At 64.2% G+C, this 25009-nt stretch carries 21 protein-coding genes; 11 read left to right on the top strand and 10 right to left on the bottom strand.

Features of this window, described 5'->3' with window-relative positions; all coding sequences use genetic code 11:
- The first annotated feature begins 11 nt into the window (after positions 1-11).
- The 5 genes from msrB (at position 12) to EJB06_RS02240 (ending at position 3101) form a co-directional block, all read left to right on the top strand.
- The gene (gene msrB, locus EJB06_RS02220; protein WP_126072357.1) at positions 12-407 is read left to right on the top strand and encodes a peptide-methionine (R)-S-oxide reductase MsrB; all 396 of its coding nucleotides are present in this window, start codon (positions 12-14) and stop codon (positions 405-407) included.
- Positions 408-422: 15 nt separating this feature from the next.
- Positions 423-1058 carry a septation protein A gene (locus EJB06_RS02225; RefSeq protein WP_126072358.1) on the top strand — a complete coding sequence of 212 codons (636 nt, stop codon included), beginning with the start codon at positions 423-425 and terminating at the stop codon, positions 1056-1058.
- Entirely contained in the window at positions 1055-1330 is a 276-nt protein-coding gene (locus EJB06_RS02230; protein ID WP_126072359.1) for a BolA family protein, read from the top strand. Before EJB06_RS02225 ends, EJB06_RS02230 begins: the two co-directional genes overlap by 4 nt.
- A 109-nt stretch (positions 1331-1439) precedes the next feature.
- Entirely contained in the window at positions 1440-2219 is a 780-nt protein-coding gene (locus tag EJB06_RS02235) for a peptidylprolyl isomerase (protein ID WP_126072360.1), read from the top strand.
- 102 nt (positions 2220-2321) lie between these two features.
- The gene (locus tag EJB06_RS02240; RefSeq protein WP_126072361.1) at positions 2322-3101 is read left to right on the top strand and encodes a peptidylprolyl isomerase; all 780 of its coding nucleotides are present in this window, start codon (positions 2322-2324) and stop codon (positions 3099-3101) included.
- 57 nt (positions 3102-3158) lie between these two features.
- Here EJB06_RS02240 and EJB06_RS02245 read toward each other — a convergent pair whose 3' ends face one another.
- The 4 genes from EJB06_RS02245 to purL form a co-directional block, all read right to left on the bottom strand.
- A complete protein-coding gene (locus tag EJB06_RS02245) occupies positions 3159-3503 on the bottom strand; it encodes an antibiotic biosynthesis monooxygenase family protein (protein ID WP_126072362.1) in 345 nt (114 codons plus the stop codon).
- Positions 3500-3829 (bottom strand): NIPSNAP family protein, encoded by a 330-nt coding sequence (locus EJB06_RS02250; RefSeq protein WP_126072363.1) that lies wholly within the window; start codon positions 3827-3829, stop codon positions 3500-3502. Before EJB06_RS02250 ends, EJB06_RS02245 begins: the two co-directional genes overlap by 4 nt.
- Positions 3830-3913: 84 nt before the next feature.
- Positions 3914-4354 carry a hypothetical protein gene (locus EJB06_RS02255; protein WP_126072364.1) on the bottom strand — a complete coding sequence of 147 codons (441 nt, stop codon included), beginning with the start codon at positions 4352-4354 and terminating at the stop codon, positions 3914-3916.
- Between the two features lie 536 nt (positions 4355-4890).
- Complete coding sequence (gene purL / locus EJB06_RS02265) at positions 4891-8961, bottom strand: phosphoribosylformylglycinamidine synthase (protein WP_126072366.1); 4071 nt, start codon at positions 8959-8961, stop codon at positions 4891-4893.
- A gap of 254 nt (positions 8962-9215) precedes the next feature.
- On the opposite strand from purL, the gene EJB06_RS02270 reads away from it, so the two are divergent.
- Positions 9216-10847, top strand: coding sequence for a tetratricopeptide repeat-containing response regulator (locus EJB06_RS02270; protein WP_126072367.1), 1632 nt, complete (start codon positions 9216-9218; stop codon positions 10845-10847).
- A gap of 73 nt (positions 10848-10920) precedes the next feature.
- Here the strand turns inward: EJB06_RS02270 and EJB06_RS02275 are convergent, their stop codons facing one another.
- From EJB06_RS02275 to EJB06_RS02285, 3 genes are all read right to left on the bottom strand, one after another.
- The gene (locus tag EJB06_RS02275; RefSeq protein WP_198420740.1) at positions 10921-12009 is read right to left on the bottom strand and encodes a hypothetical protein; all 1089 of its coding nucleotides are present in this window, start codon (positions 12007-12009) and stop codon (positions 10921-10923) included.
- A gap of 154 nt (positions 12010-12163) precedes the next feature.
- Positions 12164-12952, bottom strand: coding sequence for a hypothetical protein (locus EJB06_RS02280; protein ID WP_126072368.1), 789 nt, complete (start codon positions 12950-12952; stop codon positions 12164-12166).
- A gap of 164 nt (positions 12953-13116) precedes the next feature.
- The gene (locus EJB06_RS02285; protein ID WP_126072369.1) at positions 13117-16731 is read right to left on the bottom strand and encodes a hydantoinase B/oxoprolinase family protein; all 3615 of its coding nucleotides are present in this window, start codon (positions 16729-16731) and stop codon (positions 13117-13119) included.
- A gap of 113 nt (positions 16732-16844) precedes the next feature.
- On the opposite strand from EJB06_RS02285, the gene EJB06_RS02290 reads away from it, so the two are divergent.
- Positions 16845-18329, top strand: coding sequence for an NAD(P)H-hydrate dehydratase (locus EJB06_RS02290; protein WP_126072370.1), 1485 nt, complete (start codon positions 16845-16847; stop codon positions 18327-18329).
- 11 nt (positions 18330-18340) lie between these two features.
- Here EJB06_RS02290 and EJB06_RS02295 read toward each other — a convergent pair whose 3' ends face one another.
- A complete protein-coding gene (locus EJB06_RS02295; protein WP_126072371.1) occupies positions 18341-19057 on the bottom strand; it encodes an ABC transporter ATP-binding protein in 717 nt (238 codons plus the stop codon).
- Between EJB06_RS02295 and EJB06_RS02300 the strand changes: the two genes are divergently transcribed.
- Together EJB06_RS02300 and mnmH are read left to right on the top strand one after the other, a co-directional pair.
- On the top strand, positions 19056-19679 hold the full coding sequence (locus tag EJB06_RS02300; protein ID WP_370660104.1) for an arylesterase: 624 nt from the start codon (positions 19056-19058) through the stop codon (positions 19677-19679). The genes EJB06_RS02295 and EJB06_RS02300 overlap by 2 nt on opposite strands.
- Before the next feature lie 2 nt (positions 19680-19681).
- Positions 19682-20734 (top strand): tRNA 2-selenouridine(34) synthase MnmH, encoded by a 1053-nt coding sequence (mnmH, locus tag EJB06_RS02305; RefSeq protein ID WP_126072373.1) that lies wholly within the window; start codon positions 19682-19684, stop codon positions 20732-20734.
- Between the two features lie 174 nt (positions 20735-20908).
- Here mnmH and EJB06_RS02310 read toward each other — a convergent pair whose 3' ends face one another.
- Entirely contained in the window at positions 20909-21673 is a 765-nt protein-coding gene (locus EJB06_RS02310) for a hypothetical protein (protein ID WP_126072374.1), read from the bottom strand.
- A 190-nt stretch (positions 21674-21863) separates the two neighbouring features.
- On the opposite strand from EJB06_RS02310, the gene EJB06_RS02315 reads away from it, so the two are divergent.
- Positions 21864-24095, top strand: a complete 2232-nt coding sequence (locus EJB06_RS02315; RefSeq protein WP_126072375.1) for a hypothetical protein — start codon at positions 21864-21866, stop codon at positions 24093-24095.
- A 57-nt stretch (positions 24096-24152) separates the two neighbouring features.
- Here EJB06_RS02315 and EJB06_RS02320 read toward each other — a convergent pair whose 3' ends face one another.
- On the bottom strand, positions 24153-24593 hold the full coding sequence (locus tag EJB06_RS02320; RefSeq protein ID WP_126072376.1) for a tetratricopeptide repeat protein: 441 nt from the start codon (positions 24591-24593) through the stop codon (positions 24153-24155).
- Between EJB06_RS02320 and EJB06_RS02325 the strand changes: the two genes are divergently transcribed.
- Positions 24586-24942, top strand: a complete 357-nt coding sequence (locus tag EJB06_RS02325; protein ID WP_126072377.1) for a hypothetical protein — start codon at positions 24586-24588, stop codon at positions 24940-24942. The two genes, EJB06_RS02320 and EJB06_RS02325, sit on opposite strands and share 8 nt — an antisense overlap.
- The last annotated feature ends 67 nt before the right edge of the window (positions 24943-25009 follow it).

The raw sequence follows: 25009 nt of genomic DNA on the forward strand, positions 1-25009 counted from the left end.
AAGAGTCCACCATGTCCGACAAAGTCACCAAAACCGACGCCGAATGGCGTGCCATGCTCGATCCCATGGAATACGAGGTCACGCGCCACGCCGCCACCGAACGCGCCTTCACCGGCAAGTTCTGGGACCACCACGAACACGGCATCTACACCTGCGTGTGCTGCGAGACGCCGCTGTTCGCCTCCGACGCCAAGTTCGATTCCGGCTGCGGCTGGCCAAGCTACTTCAAGGCGCTCGATCCTGCCAATGTGATCGAAAAAACCGACCGCACGCATGGTATGCTGCGCACCGAGATTATCTGCGCGGTCTGCGACGCGCATCTCGGCCACGTGTTTCCGGACGGCCCGCCGCCGACCGGACTGCGTTATTGCATTAATTCCGCATCCTTGCGCTTCGACCCAACCTGATCCACGAATAATAAAATGAAATTTCTGTTCGACTTTTTCCCCATCCTGCTGTTCTTCGGCGTCTTCAAGGTCGCCGAGATGTACGAGCAGACCTCGTTCGCCATCGCCACCAAGTTCTTGAGCGGACTCGTCTCGGGTGGGAACATCAAGCCGGACCAGGCGCCGATCATGATCGCCACGGTGGTGGCGATCATCGCCACCACCTTCCAGCTGGTCTACCTCAAGCTGCGCGGCCGCAAGATCGACGCCATGCTGTGGGTCTCCTTTCTCATCATCACGGTGTTCGGCAGCATGACCATCTATTTCCACGACGATATTTTCATCAAATGGAAACCGACCATCATCTACTGGATCTTCGCGCTGGTGCTGGGCGTGACGCAGTTTGGCTTCGGCAAGAACCTGATGCGCCAGGCGATGGAAGCGCAGATCAAGCTGCCCGAGCCGGTATGGAAGAACGTCGGCCTGTCGTGGATGATCTTCTTTTTCGCGCTCGGCGTGATCAACCTGCTGGCCGCGTTTGTGATTTTCAAGGGCAACACCAGCGCCTGGGTCAGCTTCAAGCTGTTCGGCATCAACGGCCTGCTGTTCGGCTTCATCATCGTGCAGACGCTGATGTTGTCGAAGTACATTGAAGAGGAAGAAAAAGCATGAGTCACGCCAGCCGCGCAGAGCGCATCAACGCCCTCCTTTCCGCCGCGCTGGCGCCCAGCGTGCTCGAGCTGACAGACGAATCGGCCCTGCACGCAGGCCACGCCGGGGCCGCTTCCGGAGGCAGCCACTTCCGCCTCAGGATCGTCTCCGAGCGATTCGAGGGGCTCAGGCTCGTCATGCGACATCGACTCGTGTATGATTCCGTGCACGATATGATGCACAATGAGATACACGCACTGGCCATCACCGCGCTGGCGCCGTCCGAGCTGTGAACCGTGCGCTTTCAGAGCGCCTTAAGAAATCTGTCCGACAATTGAACGTAAAGTACAAAAACTAATCTAATCTTTGTCCAAGTAACTATCCCCCGAACAGGAACGAATAATGACCTTTAAGCCAGCCCGCTTGCTGTTAGCACTGATCGCCGTTGCCGCCATGCCTGCCTTCGCGCAGAACGTTGCAGTTGTCAACGGCAAGCCCATTCCTTCGGCCCGCGTCGAAGCAGTCGTCAAGCAAGTTGTCGCCCAAGGCCAGCAGCCGGATTCTCCAGAGCTGCGCGAGATGGTCAAGAAAGACCTGATCGCCCGCGAAGTCATGATGCAGGAAGCCGTCAAGAAGGGTTTCGAGAAGGACGCCACCGTCAAGCAGCAGCTCGAAAGCGCGCGCCAGACCATCGTCATCAACGCCCTGGTACGTGACTTCGTGAGCAAGAACGCCATCAGCGATGCCGACATCAAGGCCGAATACGACCGCTACAAGGCCCAGGCCGGCGACAAGGAATACCATGTGCGCCATATCCTGGCCGAGACCGAAGCCGACGCCAAGGCCATCATCGCCAAGCTGAAGGGCGGCGCCAAGTTCGAAGAGCTGGCCAAGACCTCCAAGGACACCGGCACCGCCAACAATGGCGGCGACCTCGACTGGGCACTGCCGTCGTCGTTCCCGAAACCGTTCAGCGACGCCTTCGTCAGCCTGCAAAAAGGCGCAGTAGGCGAGAACCCGGTGCAAACGCCAGCCGGCTTCCACGTCGTCAAGCTCGACGACACCCGCGCGGCAAAACTGCCTGCGTTCGAGGAAGTCAAACCGCAGATCGCCGAGTCGCTGCAGCAGAAGAAGCTGCAAGCCTACCAGGAAGACATGGTCAAGAAAGCGTCGATCAAATAAGATCGGAGACCCGGCGCACGCGTGCGCCGCGGCTCGCTGGACCGATTGGCGGTATGATCCCGTCCAGCCGCCTACTTTCGTATTTTTAAAGGATCCAAAATAATGATGTTGAAGCCTGCCCGCCTGTCGTTGGCGTTGATCGCGCTGGTCGCCGTGCCTGCGTTCGCGCAAAATATTGCTACCGTCAACGGTAAAGGCATTCCTGCCGCCAAGGTAGACCAAGTCGTCAAGCAAGTCGTTGCCCAAGGCAAGCAAACCGATTCCCCGCAACTGCGCGAAGCGATCAAGAAAGACCTGATCGGCCGCGAAGTGATGATCCAGGAAGCCGACAAGCAAGGCTTCGGCATCCGTCCTGAAGTCAAGTCGGCGCTGGAAAACGCGCGCCAGAGCATCATCATCAACGCGATGCTGGCCGACTACGTCAAGAAGAACCCGGTCAAGGATGCCGACATCAAGGCCGAGTACGACAAGTTCAAGGCCACGATGGGCGACAAGGAATACCACGCCAAGCACATCCTGGTGCCGACCGAAGAAGAAGCCAAGGCCCTGATCGCCAAGTTGAAGACCGGCAGCAAGTTCGAAGACCTGGCCAAGGCCTCGTCGAAAGACGGTTCGGCTGCCAACGGCGGCGACCTGGATTGGGCCAGCCCAGCGTCCTACGTGCCCGAGTTCTCGAAAGCCATGGTCGCCCTGCAAAAAGGCGCCATCACCGATACCCCGGTCAAGTCGCAGTTCGGCTACCACGTCATCAAGCTGGAAGACACGCGCGCCGCGAAGATCCCGCCGATGGAAGAAGTCAAACAGCAGATCGGCGAACAGCTGCAACAGCGCAAGCTGCAAGCGTTCCGCGAAGAGCTGATGAAGAAAGCGACGATCAAGTAAGAGCTGGTCGTTCGCCGAAAGAAGCGCATCCGAGGATGCGCTTTTTTTACGTCCGTACTAGCCGTGCGCGGCGCGCGAATCGGCAGGCGCTTCGGCGCGCTCCTGCATGCCGTAGTCGCGCAGCACGGCCGCCACCCGCAAACGGTAATCGGCGAAGATGAAGGCGCGCCCCTGCGCCTGGGTTTCGCGATGCATGCCCTGATTGCGCCATGCGCGCACGGCCTCCTCGTCGCGCCAGAACGAGAGCGACAGGATCTTGCCGGGATTGGACAGGCTCTGGAAGCGTTCGATCGATACGAAGCCGTCCATCCGTTCCAGGTGCGGCTTGAGGGCCGCCGCGGCATCCAGGTAGGCCTGGCGCTCGGCCTCGTGCGGGACGACTTCGAAGATCACGGCGATCATTGGGCGGGCCGCTGGAAGGCGCCGTCGACCACCTCGGTGAAGGTGCGTTCTTCGCGCACGATGAAGCGCTTTTCCTGCGCCATGGCGAAGTTGGCGCGGCTTTCGGGGTCGGTGCGCAGGCGCGCGCGATAGGCTTCGTAGGCGGCCAGGCTGTCGAAGCCGACCAGGCCCCAGGCTTCGTAGTTGGTGCCCTCGAGCGGCAGGAAGTAGCCGATCAGGTTGCCGCCGCAGCGCGGGATAATGCGGCCCCAGTTCTCGGCGTATGCGCGGAAGGCGTCGCGCTGGAAGGGATCGATTTCGTAACGGATGAAGCAGGCGATGGTCATGGTGGTCCTCTGTTGGGTAAGGACCTGACTATACCGCCGCCTGGCTGGCGAATGGTTCGGCGTGGAGCGAACTGTCGGCAGGTATTACAGCGCTTCGTCCCAGAGGGTGACGTCGCGGGCGATGAAGGCGACGGCGCTGCCCGGGTCCGGCCAGATGCCGCCCATTTCTTCCTCGGACAGGCAGAAGCACGCTTCGCCGGCCATGATGAAGGCGTAGCCCTGCGCGCCCGGTTCGCCCGACTGGCTTTCGACGGTACCGACGACCTTGAACGATCCGGGTTCGTCCAGCGCTTCCACGGAGTTCATTTCGGGGTGGTCGATCACGCTGAACTGCGTAACGGAACCCTGGGTGATCTCCACGCTTATCTCGATGCCGGCGCAGTCTTCGGCGTTGTCGAGCGCCGGAACCAGGCGCGCGACGCCACTGAAGGCAGCGCTGCGAAAGCGAACCACGAAGCTCGGTTGCGGGGTATAACCGATCAGGCGCATGGATGCGCTATCGATTTCTTCAATTGTAATTCTCATCGCGGATGCTCCACTTAAAGGACTGTTCGGCCAGATGCTCACCGAGTGTGTCCAGATGCCCATCGACTTTGCCTTGATGCCCACCGACTTTGCCCGGATGCCCACCGACTCTGCCTGGATGCCCACCGACTCTGCCTGGATGCCCACCGACTCTGCCTGGATGCCCACCGACTCTATCGAATTACGTTAACCGAAAAACCGTCTTTCCCGCGCAGGCGGGAATCCAAGGCACCGTCGCTTAGCGTAGAGGCCTTGGATTCCCGCCTGCGCGGGAATGACGGTTTTCAGGTTGGCGGCTTACGTTCAGCGTTCAGCGGTCTGCTGTTTGCGTTCTGCTGTCTGCGTTCTGCGTTCTGCTGTCTGCGTTCTGCTGTCTGCGTTCTGCGTTCTGCGTTCAGCGTTCAGCGTTCAGCGGTCTGCGTTCTGCTGTCTGCTGTCTGCATTCTGCATTCTGCGTTCTGCATTCTGCATTCTGCATTCTGCATCCAGCCGTCTGCATTCTGCGCTTTTGCCTTCTACGTTCAGCTTAGCTTAGTTTAACCAACCCACTTGCGCGCATTGCGGAACATGCGCATCCACGGCGAGTCCTCGCCCCACGACTCCGGATGCCACGACTGCTGCACCGAACGGAATACACGTTCCGCGTGCGGCATCAGCACGCTGAAACGCCCATCCGCCGTCGTCACCGACGTCAAGCCCTGCGGCGAACCGTTCGGGTTGAACGGATACGCTTCGGTGGCCGCGCCGCGGTTGTCGACAAAGCGCATGGCCTTGACCACCGCGTCGATGTCGCCCGTCTGCGAGAAATCGGCAAAGCCTTCGCCGTGCGCAATCGCAATCGCCGCCTGCGTGCCCGCCATGCCGCTGAAGAAGATCGACGGCGAATCGAGCACTTCGACCATCGCAAAGCGCGCCTCGAACTGCTCCGACTTGTTGCGCGTGAACTTCGGCCACGCATGCGCGCCCGGAATGATCGATTTCAGGTTGCTCATCATCTGGCAACCGTTGCACACCCCAAGCCCGAATGTGTCGCCACGGTTGAAGAAGCGCGCAAACTGTTCCGCCAGCTGCGCGTTGAACAGGATCGTCTTGGCCCAGCCCTCGCCCGCTCCCAGCACGTCGCCGTACGAGAAGCCGCCGACGGCGATGATGCCCTGGAAGTCGTCCAGCTTCGCGCGGCCGGCAATCAGGTCGCTCATGTGCACGTCCACCGCCGCAAACCCGGCCTGGTGCATCACCCACGCGGTTTCGATATGCGAGTTGACGCCCTGCTCGCGCAGGATCGCCACGCGCGGACGCACGCCGGTCGCCAAAAACGGCGCAGCGATGTTCTCGCTGGCGTCGAAAGTGACCTTCGGCGTGATGCCGGGATCGGTTTCGTCCAGCAGGCGGTCGTATTCGGCGTCGGCGCAGGCCGGGTTGTCGCGCAGGCGCGCGATGCGCCAGCTGGTCTCGCTCCAGACACGGTGCAGCGCGCTGCGCGCTTCGGTGTAGATCACCTTGGCGTCGCGCGTGAATTCGATCACGCCACGCTCGTTCGGCTTGCCGATGATGTGGCTGCACGCGCCCAGCTTATGCTCGCGCAGGACGTTCATGACGAGCGTCTTCTCATCGGCGCGCACCTGGATCACGGCGCCCAGTTCTTCGTTGAACAGGGCGCTCAGGGTCTGCTCGTTGCGCCGTTCGGCCACCTGGCCCGCCCAGTTCTTGGCGTCGCCCCAGTCGGCGCCATGGCCGGCTTCCAGGGTGAGGATGTCCAGATTGACCGACACGCCGCTGCGGCCCGCGAAAGCCATTTCGCACAAGGTCGCAAACAGGCCGCCGTCGGAACGGTCGTGGTAGGCCAGCAGCTTGCCGTCGGCGTTCAGCTGCTGGATTGCGGCGAAGAAGCCTTTCAGGTCGTCGGCGCTGTCCACGTCCGGCGTTTCGTTGCCGAGCTGCTGGACCACCAGCGACAGGGCCGACGCGCCAAGGCGGTTCTTGCCGCGTCCGAGGTCGATCAGGATCAGCGCGGTCTCGCCGGCGTCCTGCTTGATCTGCGGCGTGAGCGAACGGCGCACATCGTACACCGGCGCGAACGAGGACACGATCAGCGAAACCGGCGAGGTGACAGCTTTGGCAATGCCGAAGCTGTCAGCTTTGGCATCGCCCTCGTCTTTCCAGGTCGTGCGCATCGACAGCGAATCCTTGCCGACCGGGATACTGATCCCCAGCGCCGGGCACAGTTCCATGCCAACCGCCTTGACGGTGTCGAACAGCGCGGCATCCTGCCCCGGCTGGCCGCAGGCGGCCATCCAGTTGGCGGACAGCTTGATGTCCGAGATGTCGCGGATCGGCGCGGCGGCGATGTTGGTCACCGCTTCGCCGACCGCCATGCGGCCCGACGCGGCGGCGTCGATCACCGCCAGCGGGGTGCGTTCGCCCATCGCCATCGCTTCGCCCAGGTAGCCTTCGAAGCTCATGGCGGTGACGGCGCAATCGGCCACCGGCACCTGCCACGGGCCGACCATCTGGTCGCGCACCGTGGTGCCGCCGACCGTGCGGTCGCCGATGGTGATCAGGAACGATTTGTCGGCCACTGCCGGCAGCAGCAGCACGCGCTTGGCCACATCGGCCAGATCGAGGCCGGTCAGATCGATGGCGGGGAATGCGTTGTGCACGTGCGTGACGTCGCGCTGCATCTTCGGCGGTTTGCCGAGCAGGACGTCCATCGGCATGTCGACCGGCGAGTTGCCCAGCTCCGGATCGATCAGCTTGAGCTGGCGTTCTTCGGTGGCCACGCCGACGGCGGCGTACAGGCAGCGCTCACGCTCGCACATGGCGGCGAACAGCGGCAGGCTTTGCGGCGCGATCGCCAGCACGTAGCGTTCCTGCGATTCGTTGGACCAGATCTCCTTCGGCGCCATGCCGCTTTCTTCGAGCGGCACTTTGCGCAGGTCGAAGATCGCGCCGCGCTTGGCGTCGTTGGTGATTTCGGGGAAGGCGTTCGACAGGCCGCCTGCGCCCACGTCGTGGATCGAGATGATCGGATTGTCCTCACCCATCTGCCAGCAGGCGTTGATGACTTCCTGCGCGCGCCGTTCCATCTCCGGATTGCCGCGCTGGACCGAGTCGAAGTCCAGGTCGGCCGTGTTGGTGCCGGTCGCCATCGAGGACGCGGCGCTGCCGCCCATCCCGATGCGCATGCCGGGACCGCCCAGCTGGATCAGCAGGCTGCCGACCGGGATGTCGTTCTTGTGCGTGTGCTGGCCGGAGATATTGCCGATGCCGCCGGCGATCATGATCGGCTTGTGGTAGCCGAACACCGCGTCGGGCGTGCCCGCAACCAGGGCGCCGACATTCTGTTCGTAGGTGCGGAAGTAGCCGCCCAGGACCGGACGTCCGAACTCGTTGCTGAACGCGGCGCCGCCGAGCGGGCCTTCGATCATGATCTGCAGCGGCGAGGCGATGCGGTCAGGCTTGCCGTAGGCTGCGGCCTGGGCGCGCTGGCTCACGGGCTGGTTGACGTTGGCGGCGTTTTCCCATGGACGCACAGCGTCCGGGATCATCAGGTTCGACACCGTGAAGCCGGTCAGGCCAGCTTTCGGCTTGGCGCCACGGCCGGTTGCGCCTTCGTCGCGGATCTCGCCGCCGGCGCCGGTGGAGGCGCCCGGAAATGGCGAAATCGCGGTCGGGTGATTGTGCGTCTCGACCTTCATCAGGGTGTGCGTCAGTTCCGTCGACGGGGCGTATTCGTGCCCGGCGCCGCGCGGATAGAAGCGCATCACGGTCGCGCCTTCCATGATCGACGAGTTGTCGCTGTAGGCGACGATGGTCCCCTTCGGCTGCAACTGGTGGGTATTCTTGATCATCTGGAACAGCGACTTATCCTGCGCCACGCCGTCGACGATCCAGTCGGCGTTGAAGATCTTGTGGCGGCAATGTTCACTGTTCGCCTGCGCGAACATCATCAGTTCGACGTCGGTCGGGTTGCGTCCGGCCTTGGTGAATGCGTCGAACAGGTAGTCGATCTCGTCGTCCGACATGGCCAGGCCAAGTTCGGTGTTGGCCTTGTCGAGCGCCTGCTTGCCCGCACCGATCACGTCCACCGATTCCAGCGGCCGCGCTTCGAGTTCGCGGAACAGGCTCGATGCCTGGTCGGCGCTACGCAGCACGCTCTCGGTCATGCGGTCGTGCAGCAGGGCTGCGACGGCCTGGGTTTCCTCGTCGGAGAGCTTCTTGGCCGCGCCGATGCTGGAACCGAGCAGGCCGGTCTTCAGGCTGACCGTAAAGGCGATCCCGCGCTCGATCCGGTGCACATGCGCCATGCCGCAGTTGTGCGCGATATCGGTCGCTTTCGATGCCCAGGGCGAGATGGTGCCCAGGCGCGGAATCACGAAGAATTCCTCGGTGGCGCCCTCGCGCGGGCTCGCTGCGGCAGGTTCGCCGTAGGTCAGCATCGCGTCCAGGCGCGACGTGTCGTCGGCCGACAGCGCGGCGCTGGTATCGATAAAGTGATAAAAACGCGCCTGGACCGCCGTGATCGCCGGGGCGACAGCTTGCAATTGGCTCAGGAGGCGTTGGCTGCGAAATACGGACAGGGCATTGGAACCCGGTAGTATCAACATGGTGGGATGGTGGTTGTTGCAGCGAGGCTGCAGGGTTAAAGGTAATGAAGGCACTAATTCTTGTATGGCTGAAATCCTTTAGGCCGACATTATACCGTGTTGCTCCCCTGCCAGCGCGGCGTATTCGCCTCACCGCCCTCGCGTGCCAGTTGCCGCCGGCCGGGACATTAGCGTATCGTAGGGTTTCAAGAGTTTCCCGCATGAACCGTTAATAGTGGTACTACCCCCATCCCAGGGGGCACGAGAGTGAGCAGATGCAAGATAACAGCAACTTGTCCGTATTGGTGATCGACCCGAATCCGGGCATGCGCGGCAGCCTGCAAAACATGCTGGTGCAGTCCAGCATCACGAAAATCGACTTCGCGGTCAACGCCAGCACGGCCATCAAGCAGGTGGACAAGCGCAAGTACGACCTGATCCTGTGCGAATACGACCTGGAAGGCGGCGGCGCCGACAGCGGCCAGGATGGCCAGCAGTTGCTGGAGGATATGCGCCATCACAAGCTGATCGGCCTGTCCACCATCTTTATCATGATCACGTCGGAAGGCGTCTACAGCAAGGTGGTCAGTGCCGCCGAGCTGACCCCGACCGATTACATTCTCAAGCCGTTTACGGTGGACATGCTCAGTTCGCGCATCAATCGCGCCATCGAGCGCCGCGCGGTGTTCCTGCCCACCTACAACCTGATGGCCCAGGGCAACCTGCGCGAGGCGATCCGGTCGGCGTCGGCCGGCGAAGCGTCGCATCCCCGCTTCGTGGCCGATTTTGCCCGCCTGCGCGCGGAAATGCATGTGGCGCTCGACGAACTGCCGCAGGCCGAAGAGATCTATAGCGGCATCCTGGCCAGCAAATCCATTGGCTGGGCCAGCCTGGGCCTGGCGCGTGTGCTGTTTTCGCAAGACAAGATCGAGGAAGCGGAAACCGTTGTCACCAAGCTCATCGAAGACAATCCGAAGTACATGGCCGCCTACGACCTGCTGGCCAAATGCCACGAGATGAACGGCGCCGCCTATCGCGCGCAGAAGATCCTGGAGGAAGCGGTGTCGATTTCGCCGCACATGGTGCGCCGCCTGCGCCGCCTGGGCGAGGTGGCGCTGGAAGCGGGCGACGTGGTGGTGGCCGAAAAATCGTTCAAGCAGGTGGTCACCAAGTCCAAATACTCGGAATTTCGCGATCCGGAAGACCATGTCAAGCTGGTCAAGACCCTGCTGAAGAAGGGCGACACCAGCCAGGCCGGCAGCGTGATCCGCGATATGGAAAAGTCACTGCGCGGCAACTCGGCGATCGATGCCTGCAAGGCCATTTCGGTGGCGCTGCTGCATGAATCGGCGGGCAACACCTCGGCGGCGGTAACGGAACTGAATGCGGCGGTGGCGGCGACCCGGCTCAGCAAGGGCTTGTCGAGCGACTTCAAGATCGGCCTGGCGCGCACCTGCCTGTCGAACCGGCTCGACAATGCGGCGGCGGAAGTCATGCTGACGGTGATGAACGATGTCGACAGCAAGGTATCGATGCAGGATGCGATGAGCGTGTTCGTCAAGGCCGGCCGTCCGGACCTGGCGGAAGGCATGAATTCGCGCCTGATGACCCAGGTGCAGGAATTGCTCGACCTGGCGGCCGAAAAGGGCAATATGGGCGACGTCAAGGGCGCGGTGCAGACCCTGCTCGAAGCCCAGCACATGGCGCCCAAGAACGTGCAGGTCATGATTGCGCTGGCCAAGGCGATCCTGCGCCAGCTCGAAGACCTGGGCTGGGACCATCCGCTGGCCGAGGTCTGCGTCACCCAGCTCGATGCCGTGCGCAAGGTCGATCCGGGCAATCCCTTGCTGCCGGGGCTGACCGAGGATTATCATGGGGCGCAGCGCAAGTATGGTATTTCGAGCTGACATCCGATTGCCGGCGCCATCCCGCCCTCGCGATGAGGACTGCGAGGCTTTTCATCTCTCCATGCAAAACGGATTACTGCACACATTCGACTAGCACCTCGGCCAACTCGAACTCTACATGTTTTACAGCAGCATCAATGCGCTCCAGCAACGTGTCCACTGCACCGTAGCCCATCCTGCGTCGATAAGAAAGAATGTCGTTTGCGATGCCGTCGACGTTCTTCCAGTACATGATGTCATCGAGAAGGTGACGAGACCTGGCTAAATATCTGGCTTGACTTCCGTCGCCGAACGTTGAATGGATGTCTTTGGAAATTCTATAAAGCTTATGATCGTTGGTACCTACCCAGTTTTCGAGAATTAGTTTTTTCCCGCCGACATCCAATGTTAATCCTATTTCATCGGCGAAATTCGATCCATTCAGCCAGAAAATATCCATCGCCCCGTTATAAGCGGCTAACCTGCATTTGGCCAAGGTCGACCATAACTTGGTAAAGTTTGCCTTGATGTCGCGGCGGCGGAGTTGCAAGGGCTCCGGCAGCTGATTAATTTCGGTCGGAGTCAATGACCAAAAAGCAAATTTCGCCAACTCGAGTTCAAAAGCGTTAACGATCCCCAGCAATCCGATCATGCTGTATAAATAGCATTCGAAGCGCTGCTCGGGACGCATGTTCGGATAGCGCCGAGCTATGTTTTGCATTTGCAACAGTGCCACATAAGCGCAGCCGTAAGCAAGGCGATCTCCGTCGTCAAGGTGACCGAAGCTCACCTTCTTGTCCGTGGATGCCGGATCGTATGGACGATGGGTTGCCTCGATGTCATCCTGATGCCCGGGCCAAAAGCTGGAGCAAAAGTTCTCGTATGCCGTCTTGGCGAACCCTACCTTATTATCGGGCATTTCATTAACACCGATAGCGGTGAGACAAACAGGCGCCTGGGTCAGGATCTCGACCAAGGGGAGCAATCCTACCTCTTCCGCGTCCGATCGTGACGGATTCGCTGGCAATTGCTCCATGCGCTGTATTGAGCAATTGTCCAAATTAATCTGGATCAAACGGCCCGTTGCAAAAACACTTCTGGCGTATTGTGGCGTAAGGTCACGATGCTGCTCGAAACGATGACGACAAGGCTTGATAAAACGAATTTCGTGATTTTCTCGCATGATATCTATTCCCCATCCATCACCAGTGACGTACTCTGGGCAGCTCGATACGGCCGCCAACAGATCGATGAGTTACCGCCATCTTGTCGGCATCGGCATGTCGAGAAGCCGCGTTCACACACCGCTCCGCGCTATCGATCGGTCCCGCCGAGTTTCAGCACTCGCGCGCCAGCGCCCCGCTCTTGCATGGTGTGGCGCTGGCCGGCGTGTGCAGCTTGAAGGCAGGTTCCTTGCGCGCCACCGGTTTCGCGGCGGCAGGCTTGGCCTTGGGAGCCGGCTTGGCTCCCGGCTTTGGGGTGGCCTTGGGCTTGGCGCCCGGCTTGAGCGGCAGGGCCGCCGGCTTTTTCTTCGCGCCCGCTTTGGCTGGCAGCGGCGCGACGGATTTCTTTACCCCCGGCTTCACCGGCGCTTTTGCCTTGGGCGCCGGCTTTTTCGGAACGGCCACCGGCGCCTTGGCCTTGACGACGGGCTTGGCCGGCGCTGCCTTCTTCACCACGGCTGTGGCAAGCGGATGCACGGACTTCGGCGCTGGCGCAGGCTCGACCGGCTTTTTGACGACCGGCTTTTCCGGCTCGGGCGGCAGGACGACCAGCGGCGGCACCGGATCCGGCGCGGGCGTGATCCTGCCGGGCGGCGGCGAGGTGTTATCCGGTACCGGTTCGGACACTGCCGGAGGAACCGCGGCCGGCGGCGGCGTACCGGCCGCTTTGCGCGGCGCGGCGGGATCGAGCTTTGCGCTCATGGCCACGGCATGCATGGCATTGTCGACCTTGCGCTCGTTGTAGAACCAGAATCCGCCGCCGACCAGCGCCGCCAGCGCAAGCACACCACCGCCCCACGTTACCGCTGTGCCGATCCAGTTGCTCGCTGGCGGCTTTTGTTCCGGCAGGATACCCGACAACACCGGCGCCCCGGTCGGCTCGTCGGGCAACAGCGACGGCATCGGCGTCCTCGCAGGCGGTGCCGGCGGTGCGGGGTCGAACGTCGCATCGTCCGGTGTCAGGCTCGGCTCGACCCGCCGAGGCCCATTTTGCTCATGTGATTCCAAAATCTAACCCTTATTGATCCGACACTAATTTGTGCACGAAGCCACAAGTGTAGCCAATATTACAAACTTTTGGAGCACAAATCGCCAAATCCGCCGCCGCCGGGCGTTTCGATCACAAACAGGTCGCCCGCCGCCATCTCGGTTTTGCCGATGTGCGCCAGCTGCTCGACCGTGCCGTCGGCCCGCACCACGCTGTTGACGCCGCACGCGCCCGGTTCGCCGCCGGCCATGCCGAACGGCGCATGGATGCGGTTGTTCGACAGGATCGCCGCCGTCATCGGCTCCAGGAAGCGCACCTTGCGCACGCCGCCGTTACCCCCATGCCAGCGCCCCGCCCCGCCCGAGCCATGCCGGATTTCGTAGCTTTCGAGCCGCACCGGGAAGCGGAATTCGAGGATTTCGGGGTCGGTCAGGCGCGAATTGGTCATATTCGTCTGCACCACGTCGGTGCCGTCGAAGCCCTCGCCCGCGCCGGAGCCGCCGGAAATGGTTTCGTAATACTGGTACCGGGCGTTCCCGAAGGTGAAGTTGTTCATCGTGCCCTGCGAGGCAGCCATCACGCCCAGCGCGCCATACAGGGTGTTGGTGATGCAGGTCGAGGTCTCCACATTGCCCGAGACGACAGACGCCGGATAGTGCGGATTGAGCATGGAACCGGGCGGGATGATTACCTTGAGCGGTTTCAGGCAGCCCGCGTTGAGCGGAATCTCGTCGTCCACCAGGGTGCGGAACACGTACAGTACCGCCGCCATGCACACCGCCGACGGCGCGTTGAAATTGTTCGCCAGTTGCGGCGAGGTGCCGGAAAAGTCGATCGTCGCGCTGCGCGCGGCCTGGTCGACCCGGATCGCCACCTGGATCTGCGCGCCGTTATCGAGCTGCGTGGTGAAGTCGCCATCCTTGAGCGCGCCAATCACGCGTCGCACCGCTTCCTCGGCGTTGTCCTGCACGTGGCCCATGTAGGCCTGCACCACGGCCAGTCCGAAGTGCGCGACCATCTTGCGCAGTTCGTCCACGCCCTTCTGGTTGGCCGCCACCTGCGCGCGCAGGTCGGCCATGTTCTGGTCGGGATTGCGCGCCGGGTAGCGCGCGCCGGACAGCAGCGCGCGCGCTTCGGCGTCGCGCAGCAGGCCGTCGGCGCCGTCGACCAGCTTGAAGTTATCGATCAACACGCCCTCCTGCTCGATGAAGACCGAGTCCGGCGGCATCGACCCCGGCGTGGTGCCGCCGATGTCGGCATGGTGGCCGCGCGAGCCGACGTAGAACAGGATCGCGCTCCCCGCTTCGTCGAACACCGGCGTGATCACCGTGACGTCGGGCAGGTGGGTGCCGCCGTGGTAAGGGTCGTTGAGCATGAAGACGTCGCCCTGGCGCATCCTGCCCGCGTTTTCGGTCATGACGGTCTTGATCGATTCGCCCATCGAGCCCAGATGCACCGGCATGTGCGGGGCGTTGGCGATCAGGTTGCCGGCGGCGTCGAAAATCGCGCAGCTGAAGTCGAGCCGCTCCTTGATGTTGACCGAATACGCGGTGTTCTGCAGGCGCAGCCCCATTTGCTCGGCGATCGACATGAACAGGTTGTTGAATATCTCCAGCATCACCGGGTCGGCCGTGGTGCCGATGGCGCGCCGTTCGGGCATCGCCTCGATCCGCGTCAGCACCAGGTGATGATGCGGCGTGACCCTGGCCTGCCAGCCCAGTTCCACCACGGTGGTGGCGTTGTCCTCGGCGACGATGGCCGGCCCCTTGATCACGTCGCCCGGGCGCATGTCGGCGCGCTTGTACAGGCCCGTGTTGTGCCACGAGTCGGCGCCGAACATGCGCACCGTCTCGCGCGCCTTGAGCGGCCCTTCGCGCGTGGCCTGCGGCGCCGGGCTCTCGGCCGGCGCGTCGGAAGCGCCGATGGCTTCGACCGACACCGCTTCGACCAGCAGCGCCTTGGACGGCATCAGGAACGAGAAGCGCTTCTTGTAGGCCGCTTCGAACTGGTTCTTCATGCGCTCGGGATTATCGAACAGGACGATGATGGCCGAGTCGGTGCCTTCGTAGCGCAGGTGCACGCGCCGCACCAGGCGGATGCGCGCGGCGGCCACGCCCTGGTGCCTCAGTTCCTTTGTCAGGCCGTCGCCCAGCGCGTTCAGGTAGCCGTCGAGCAGATCGGGCGTGGTGTCGGGCAGGCGCAGTTCGACCGCGCGCTCGCGCATGGCGCGCTGGTCGGCCAGGCCCATGCCGTAGGCCGACAGCACGCCGGCCAGCGAATGCACGAATACCGTCTTCATGCCGAGGGCGTCGGCCACCAGGCAAGCGTGCTGGCCGCCGGCGCCGCCGAAACTGGTGAGCGCGTAGTCGGTCACATCGTGCCCGCGCTGCACCGAGATCTGCTTGATCGCGTTGGCCATGTTCCCGACCGCGATCTGGATGAAGCCTTCGGCCACCTGTTCCGGCGCCGGCGTGACGCCGGTGGCGGCGCCGATGCGCTGCGCCATGGCGAGGAACTGGGCGCGCACGCGCTCGACGTCGAGCGGCTGATTGGCGTCGGGGCCGAACAGGCGCGGAAAATGCGCCGGCTGGATTTTGCCCAGCATGACGTTGCAGTCGGTGACCGCGAGCGGCCCGCCGCGCCGGTAGCTGGCCGGCCCCGGATTGGCGCCGGCGCTGTCCGGTCCCACCCGATAGCGGCTGCCGTCGAAATGCAGCAGCGAGCCGCCGCCGGCGGCCACCGTGTGAATGCTCATCATCGGGGCGCGCATGCGCACGCCGGCCACCTGGGTTTCGAACACGCGTTCGAATTCGCCCGAAAAATGCGACACGTCGGTCGAGGTGCCGCCCATGTCGAAGCCGATCACCTTGTCGAAGCCGGCCAGCTGGCTGGCGCGCGCCATGCCGACAATGCCGCCGGCGGGACCGGACAGGATGCTGTCCTTGCCCTGGAACGCGCGGGCGTCGGTCAGGCCGCCGTTGGACTGCATGAACTGCAGGTTCACGCTCGGCATCTCGGCGGCCACCTGGTCGACGTAGCGGCGCAGGATCGGCGACAGGTAGGCGTCGACCACGGTGGTGTCGCCGCGCGCGACGAGCTTCATCATCGGGCTCACTTCGTGCGAGACCGACACCTGCGTAAAGCCGATCGCGCGGGCGATGCGCGCGCACGCCGCTTCGTGGGCGCTGTAGCGGTAGCCGTGCATGAAGACGATGGCCAGCGAACGGGCGCCGTCGTCGTAGGCGGTCTGCAGGGCGGCGCGGGTGGCGTCGTCGTCGAGGGCGGTGAGCACGTCGCCATGGGCGCCCATGCGCTCGTCGATTTCCACCACGTGGCTGTACAGCAATTCCGGCAGCACGATATGACGATCGAACAATTTTGGCCGGTTCTGATACGCTATGCGCAGCGCGTCGCGAAAGCCACGCGTGATGGCCAGCGCCGTGCGTTCGCCTTTGCGTTCGAGCAAGGCATTGGTGGCAACCGTGGTGCCCATCTTGACGGCTTCGATGGCCTCGACCGGCATCGGCGCGTCGGCCGCGAGGCCGAGCAGATGGCGGATGCCGGCGACGGCGGCGTCGCTGTACTGTTCCGGATTCTCGGACAACAATTTATGGGTCACCAGGCTGCCGTCGGGCCGACGCGCCACGATGTCGGTAAATGTGCCGCCGCGATCGATCCAGAATTGCCAATCCATGTGCCGTCCTTAAATGAGTTTGGGATGGCGCATATTGTAGTGCCCATCCCGAAATTTTTAGCCAACACGTCTTGAAAATGGCGCAATATTAGCGCCTTTGCAACGGAGTTATGATGAAATCACTGTTTAGCATCGCCGAAATCCGCAAGATCGAACACAGCTTGGCAGAAACGCTGCCGCCAGGCACGCTGATGCAGCGCGCCGGCGAAGCGGCCGCCAGTGCGGCGCGCGCCATGCTGAGCGGGCGCAAGATCCTGCTGCTGGCCGGCCCGGGCAACAACGGCGGCGACGCCCTCGAAGCGGCGGCCATCCTGGCCGGCCCGGACACCGACCTGGATGCCGAGGTGACGGTCCTGCATCGCCCCGGCTCGGCGCCGCCTTCGCCGGAAACGCAAAAAGCGCTGGCCCGCGCGCGCGCCAGCAAGGCGCACTTCGTCGATGCCCTGCCGCTCGGGCGCGACTGGAGCCTGATCGTCGACGGCTTGTTCGGCATCGGCCTGGCGCGCCCGATCGAGGGCGACATGCGCGCGCTGGTCGAGGCCATCAACGCCCTGGGCCGGCCGGTACTGGCGCTCGACGTGCCGAGCGGGCTCGATGCCGATACCGGCGCCGTGATCGGACCCGATGGGGTGGCGATCCAGGCCACGCGCACGATTACCTTCATCGGCAACAAACCGGGCCTGCACACTTTCGAGGGACGCGATTACGCGGGCCAGGTGCAGGTGGCGCCGCTCGGCATCGATCCGGGCCAGCGCCCGCCGGCCGGCGCGCGCCTGAACGAGCCGGCGCTGTTCGCGCGCCACCTGGCGCCGCGCCGGCATAACAGCCACAAAGGCAGCTTCGGCGACGTGGCGGTGATCGGCGGCGCCAGGGGCATGGCCGGCGCGCCCTTGCTGTCGGCGCGCGCAGCATTGTTTGCCGGGGCCGGGCGGGTCTTCGTGGCGGCCATCGAGCCGGTCGGCGCGGTCGACTTCGTGCATCCCGAGATCATGCTGCGCGACGCGCAGGACTTCGACAGCGGCGCGGCCACACTGGTCATGGGCCCGGGCATGGGCGACTCGGTGACCGCGATGCGGGTGCTGTTCAAGGCACTCGAAGGCAAGGCGGCGCTGGTGCTCGACGCCGATGCGCTCAACCTGATCGCCGACAGTCCGGATTTGCAGGGGCGCCTGGCGCAGCGCGAGGCGCCGGCGATCGTCACGCCGCATCCGCTGGAAGCGGCGCGCCTGCTCGGCGTGACCAGCGCCGTGGTGCAGGGCGACCGGCTGGCGGCGGCGCGCGAACTGGCATCGCGCCTGCATGCGGTGGTGGTGCTCAAGGGCTCGGGCACCGTGATCGCCGATGCCGACGGCGCGGTGGCGATCAATCCGACCGGGAATGCGGGGCTGGCCACGGCGGGCAGCGGCGATGTGCTGGCGGGGATCTGCGGCAGTCTGCTGGCGCAGGGCTGGGAGCCGCGCGAAGCGGCGTTGGGCGCCGTGTGGGTGCATGGCGCGGCGGCCGACCGGCTGGTGGCGCACGGCAGCGGGCCGATCGGCTTGACGGCGGGCGAGCTGCCGGCGGCGGCGCGCGCGGTGCTCAACGCGCTGGCGCGCTGAGAGACGCTCCCTTACACCAGGCGTCCGCCCGCAATCGTGATCGTCCGTCCGCAGCGCGCCGCGATCGACGGATCGTGCGTCACCAGCACCAGGGTCGAACCGCGCTCGCGGTTCAATTCGAACATCAGCTGGATCACGGCCTCGCCGGTGGCCGCATCGAGGCTGCCGGTCGGCTCGTCGGCAAACAGCAGCGGCGGCTCGGTCACGAAGGCGCGCGCCAGGGCCACGCGCTGCTGCTCGCCGCCCGACAGGAATTTGGGGTAATGCTTCAGGCGGCTCGACAGGCCCACCCGTCCCAGCATGGCGGCCGCCTTTTCTTTGGCATCGCTCTCGCCGCGCAGTTCCATCGGCAGCATCACGTTTTCGAGCGCGTTCAGATGCGCCAGTAACTGGAAGGACTGGAACACGAAGCCCAGCTTGGCCTTGCGCAGGCTGGCGCGGCCGTCTTCATCCAACGCGAAGATATCGTCGCCGGCCAGGATCACCTTGCCGGCCGATGGCGTGTCCAGGCCGGCCAGCAGGCCGAGCAAAGTCGACTTGCCGGAACCGGACGCGCCCACGATGGCGAGCGTCTCGGCCGGTTGCACTGTAAAATCGACGCTGTGCAGGATGGTCAGTTCGCCGCTGGCGTCGGCCACGCGTTTCGACAGGCCGATCACCTCGATCGCCGCGGGCGCCTTTGCATGGTCACTTACGTAACGATTGGAAGAGTCAGGAATGTCACGCATGCTTGTTTATCTCAAAAAATGGTCTGTTTGCGGGCTGCTGATGATGGCCGCCTCGGCGAGCGCCTATTCTGCACCAAAAACCGTGCTTGTGCTGGGCGACAGCCTCTCGGCCGAGTATGGACTGAACCGCGGCGCCGGCTGGGTCGCGCTGATGGAGCAGAAACTCAAGGCCGAAAAAGTCGATGCCGCCATCGTCAACGCCAGCATCAGCGGCGAGACCACCAGCGGCGGGCGCGCGCGCCTGCCCGCCCTGCTCACCCAGCACAAGCCCGACGTCGTGGTCATCGAACTGGGCGCCAACGACGGCCTGCGCGGCCTGCCGGTGCCGGCCGCCGAAGCGAACATGCGCACCATGATCGAGCTGGCGCAAAAGAACAAGGCGCGCGTGCTGCTGGTCGGCATGCGCATTCCGCCCAATTACGGACGTCAATACACCGACAGCTTTTTCGGCATGTACAAGACGCTCTCCTCCAAGTACAAGACGCCGCTGGTGCCGTTCATGCTCGATGGCGTGGCCGACAAGCCGGCGCTGTTCCAGGCCGACCGCCTGCATCCGGCCGCCAACGCGCATCCGATCATCCTGGCGAATATCTGGCCGCACATCCTGCCACTGGTGAAATGACAATGAAATATCCCGCCCTCGACAATTTTGCGGACCTGCTGCCGCAGCTCGACCAGTTCGACTGCATCATCGATGCGCGCAGCGAATCCGAATTCGCGCTCGACCATCTTCCCGGCGCCATCAATTGCCCGGTGCTGAGCGACGCCGAGCGGGTGCGGGTCGGCACCATGTACAAGCAGATCGGCGCGTTCGAAGCCAAGAAGGTGGGCGCGGCGCTGGTATCGAAGAACATCGCGCGCCACATCGAGACGCTGTGGCTGGACAAGCCGAAGGAATGGCGTCCCCTGATTTACTGCTGGCGCGGCGGCAACCGCAGCGGTTCGATGGCGCTGATCCTGGCCAAGATCGGCTGGCCGTCGGTGCAGCTCGACGGCGGCTACAAAGCCTATCGCGCGCATGTCAGCGCGGCGCTGCTGGAGACGCCGCTGCCCGATTTCAAGGTCATCTGCGGCACCACCGGCAGCGGCAAGAGCCGCCTGCTGCAGGTGCTCGATTCGATCGGCGCGCAGGTGCTGGACCTGGAACAGCTGGCGGCGCACCGCGGTTCGGTACTGGGCAATTTGCCGAGCAAGCCGCAGCCATCGCAGAAAATGTTCGAGACGATGATCTGGGACAAGCTGCGCAAGTTCGATCCGGCGCGGCCGGTGTTCGTCGAGTCCGAAAGCAAGAAGGTCGGCCAGCTGCGCGTGCCCGATGCGCTCATGAACAAGATGCGCCAGTCGCCGTGCGTGTCGCTGACGCTGTCGCGGCCGAACCGGGTGCGCCTGCTGATGGAGGATTACGAGCATTTCACCAACAGTCCGGACACGCTCAATGCCCAGCTCGATTGCCTGACCCAGCTGCACGGGCGCGACAAGATCGACAGCTGGCACGCGCTGGCCAGCGGCGGGCAGATGCCGGTGCTGGTCGACGAACTGCTGGCGTCGCACTACGACCCGGCTTACCTGCGCTCGATCGACCGCAATTTCATCCAGGTCGGCAAGGCCGAGGTGGTGCAGCTGGACGACATCGGCGCGGACGATTTCCTGGCGGCGGCGCGGCGCCTGCACGCCTGACATCGCCGTTGCACGACGATCCTGGACGATGCGAATGGCAAATTTCGCTGAAGTTCGGGACGGCGATTCCGGAAGCGCTCGACGACGCCGTCTGTTGTCGGGATTTGCTCGCGCAGCCGCCGTCGACAAGAAAGCCGCACACCTCGTCCGCCTAGCGCGGTTTTTGCTGTAGTGTCATTGTCCAGTTCTGTCGCCGGCGTTCAGCAGATGCCGGAACGTCGGTTCGATATTCTTCGAGTGCAGGAAACGCACGATGTCTTCCAGCGTGGCGTCGCGCAGCAGCAGCCCATCGGGCGCGCTGGCGGCCGGGAGACCCGCTGGCGCGCTGGCGGGGGTCGCCGCGCCATGCGCTTGCCCGAGCACCTCCAGGGCCTGGCGGAACTGGGCGGCGCCGATCCGCTCCAGGCGTTCCAGCAACGCTGCCTGGGCCGCCAGCGGCGGCGCCATCTCCAGGCCCGATTCGTCGGCGAACGCGGCGCCCAGCCCCGCATCGATGAAGGCGGCCCACTTGCCGCTCTGCGGGTCGCGGCAAGGCGGCAATTCCACCGCCGCGCCGGCCGCGTCGGAAAACGACGCCATGCCGGGCACGTAAGCCTTGCGGACCAGTTCGAAAAAGGTCCGGGCCTGCGCGATGGGCACCGGCGCTTCCAGCGACATCCACAGATAGTAGCCATTCGAACCGGAAATGCTCACCGCAGGCGCGGGGAAGCCGTGCTCGGACTGGACCGCATTCGCCACCGTGCACAGGTCGGTCCAGTGCTGCGCCTCGTCCGCGCCGGATTGCTTGCGAAAGGGAATGACAAGCGCACGCGTCATGCCCGCCTCCACCAGGTCGACCGGCAGGGCGTGATTGCCACCGCGGCGCTGCGCAAGCGACTCCGGCGACAAGGCCCCGGCGGGGAGGTACAAGCGGCTCAGTTCCAACATCATTTTCTGCATCTGTTTCCTTCAAGCGGACAGGCCACGCGGCGTAGCCAGTGCCGCATTCTGCCACAGCGCGCCGCCATTGCGTCCGCCGCAAGCTATCAGATCTGTAGTGAGCAAATCATGGCTTTCATGACATTGCCGGTGGCGCGCCCGCGCGCCCGGGCCTACGTTGGGATCTCAGACCAACAACAAAGGAGCCGCGATGTCAACGAAACAAACGCAAGAGCGCAGCGTCACGCTGGAAATCCAGGCGAGCATTACCGAACGGCAGGACGACCTCCCCGCCATTGTCGGCTATGCGTTCAGCCAGGGCGGCGCCCTGCTCGACCTCCAGCCGCTCGACAAGGAGGGCCGCGCGCGGCTCGCCGTGCCCGTCGGCGCGGAAGGGCAACTGGTGCGCGTGGTGCTCGGTCCGGAGGTGGGCAAGGACGCGCTCGATATCGGCGAAGTGCTGCGGCGCGGCGGCATCGACCGCCATGTGCCGGTGCGGCCGAATACCGAGCGCGTGCCGCCGCTCCTCTTCGAACTGGGACCGGACCGCTGGCGCCGCTGGATCGGCCGCCTGTGCGTGGTCAACGGCACGCTGCTCAAGCGCATCGTTTCCGGCGGCGTCGTGCTGAACCTTCCGGTATGCAACGCCAGCGTCGACATCGACGAAGTCGACCCATGGCCGATCATCATCGCCGAGTTGCCTCAGATCGAGCTCGACCGGCTGCGCGACATCGTCGACGGCCCCTGGCCGCCGCTGCGCCTGCCGATCCCGCCGCGTCCGCCCGAGCCTTTCCTTGGCGCCGACATGGACGCGACCGATCCCCTGCTGAGCGTTGCCTTGAATCCGCAACCGCTGCCGCCGCGCCAGCTGCACGCCCACGCATTGCAGCTTGCCGACCCGCACGCCATCGAGTCGCACGCCGTCGACCGGACCGCGCTCAACGCCTTGACCCTGCCCGCCGACTTGGTACTGGCGGCCAGAGCGCCCCGCATGGTCTTCGAGCGCGCCGTCCTCAGCCACCTGGACCTGCTGCGCCCGCTCCTGTGCTGGCTGTTTCCCTTCCCCGTGCGCAGGACCCGGATCGCCACGGTGACTACCGACGAATGCGGCCACTTCCGCGCCCTGATCTGGCGTTCGATCTTCAACGTCGACCAGCCCGACCTGTACTTCACAGCGCGCCAGCGCATCTGGCCCGGCTTCTGGGTGACCATCTACGAACCGAAACCGGTCATCTGCCACACCTGGTGGAACTATGTGTGCGGGTCGGAAGTCACGCTGGTCACCACGCACCCGCTGGCGCGCGCCTGCCCGCCCTGCCCGCCCGTCGTCGCGCCCAACAACTGGGTGTTGTTCATGGCAATCGGCAACACGTCGGTGTGGCGCATCCACGGCGCCAACGACACCACCCGGATCGGCGCGCCCGGCCACCAGCCGGACCAGCTGGGCCTCCTGGACGACAGCGCGCCGTGGGGCGGATCGTTGCGGCCCCGGCTCGAATTCGACAGTTCCCTGCGCAACGACCTGGGCGTGCGCTACTACCGCGTATCGTACAAGCGCAGCGGCGAGGACGAGCATGCCTGGCGCCCCAGCATCGACGCGATCAACCGGCACTACACGCACGAGGTGGCGGGCGACCTGATCCTTGAGCAATACCCGCTCGGCCCGCGCACGGTCGGTTCGACCGCCCATCTGTACGAGATTCCGCCGGCGCTGCCCCCGACCGGCCAATGGTCGATCCCGAACGCCGTGCTGGACACGCAAAACGCCGTGATTCCCACCACGGCGGTCGCGCCAGGCGTGCCTTTCGATGCCAACGGCGTGGCAAGCGGGCCGGACCAGGGCGGCACCTGGCAGATCAGGATCGAGCTGTTCGACGCCGCCGGCACGCTGGTCGATCCGGAGGCGCTGGGCATCAAATGGCGCGTCCCGGCCAGCGCGACCCTGAGCGGGACGATTCAAACGCGCGACGCGGCCTTGCTCGGACTGGTGGATGCGGCGCTCAACCGCATGGTGGTGACGGTTCGGGTGGACAATAATCCCACCTTCGCCCGCATCGACGCGCCCGCCGTGGGCGGCAGCACGGCGGCCGACGAGTGCGGCGTGATGCATTACGGCGAATCGGACCAGGCGGTGGCGGTCCCTTTCCTGGCGCTGCAGAGGAATCGCTTCGCCACCTATTCCTTCTACGTGCAGCGTGGCGCGGTGTCGCCGCCGGAATATGGCGTTGCTGGAACGGCAGCGGCCAACGCTGCCGGCATGCCCGGCGCGATTCCGCCGTCGCCGCCGGCCGCCCCGCTGCCGACGGTCGGCAGCCTGCTCGACGCTTGCCCGCTGGCGGGTTTTACCGAGCAGCTGTATGTCGCGCACACGGGGACCGACGGCTGGTCGCGCTTGAGCGGCTACGACAACAGCGCCGCGCGCGCCTTCGTGCTGGCGCCTTGATCGGCGACGTGGGCGGCGTGTAAAGCCGCTTTCAACGGACCAGACCGGGGCCGGCGGTCAGCCTGCCCCGATGTTCGACGGTTCGCCCATATCGTCCGCCCAATCGACATGCACTGGCTGTTTGTACAAGAAGTCGAGGCTCACCGCCGCATCGTAAAAGGGGGCGAACTTGTCATCCTGTGCCACTGCCAGGGCATGCGACGCCAGCGCTTCGGCATGCTCGCCGCGTTTGTAGTGATACAGCCCGAGCAGCCAGTGCGCGCTGGCCTGGCCAGGCTGGTAGATGCGCTGGCGGGCCAGATCCGCATGCGCGCCCTCCAGCTCGCCGGCCAGCAGTTGCGCTTCGGCGCGTACATTGAACGCCTGCCCCAGCAGGTCGCGGTCGTAGCCACCTTCGCGCAGATGCGCGATCGACAACGTGGCAAGATCGCGCGCGACGTCCAGCTGGCGGCATACCAGGGCGCATACAGCGCCCTGATTTGCAGCGTCGTTGCGCAAGCCCCTCTGCTTGGCAGGAAACACGCGCAGGTCCCTCGATGGCGACGTTGCCGTCAATCACCAGCAGGACGCCACGCTCATCGCGCAATTCCTCGAGTTGCACGGCGCTGATCGCGATATCGCCTTCGATCCATATCAATGCCGTATCCTCGTCCAGATCGCTGAAGCAAGAGCAGCAATCCATCTCGTCTTCTGCCGATTCTTCGCGTTCCGCCACCTCGGGAAAGCGCTCGATAAAATCGTCGATACCGATGCGCGGATAATCGTTCCAGGATGTCAGTGCGGGATAATCTGTATGCATCGCGATCCAGATATTGGTTGCCGGTGTCGCCGTGATTATATTGGATAAAAACAGGGGTTTCGGATTACCACTCTCCGCGCCTGATAATATCCGCCGCGCGCCGGATATCCCAATG

The sequence above is a fragment of the Massilia atriviolacea genome (genome assembly GCF_003953935.1).
GTDB classification, from domain to species: domain Bacteria; phylum Pseudomonadota; class Gammaproteobacteria; order Burkholderiales; family Burkholderiaceae_D; genus Telluria_A; species Telluria_A atriviolacea.